This window comes from Halomonas sp. ND22Bw, assembly GCF_003011945.1.
Lineage (GTDB): Bacteria > Pseudomonadota > Gammaproteobacteria > Pseudomonadales > Halomonadaceae > Halomonas > Halomonas halophila.
The window spans coordinates 1-251 of record NZ_PXWD01001382.1 but is presented as its reverse complement, the minus strand read 5'-3'; the positions used below and the strand labels follow the sequence as shown (position 1 = coordinate 251).

Genomic DNA, 251 nt, shown 5'->3' with positions numbered 1-251 from the left:
GACCATCGGGTCCAGATCGACGCCCGAATAGGCGCCCAGGCCCACCAGGGTCACGACCGCGATCAGGAAGATCAGGGTCAGGCCGGCCAGCAGCACGGCCAGGGCCAGTTCGTTCGGCGTCTTCCTGCGATCCGCGCCCTCGACCATGGCGATCATGCGGTCCAGGAAGGTCGAGCCGGGCTTTGCGGTGATGCGCACCTTGATCCAGTCCGAGACGACAGTGGTGCCGCCGGTCACGGCCGAGCGGTCGC

Annotated in this window: 1 pseudogene; it reads right to left on the bottom strand. The window is 68.1% G+C overall.

What is annotated here, in order from left to right:
• Window positions 1-251: pseudogene (locus CVH10_RS22725) on the bottom strand (potassium-transporting ATPase subunit B); the annotation flags it as partial.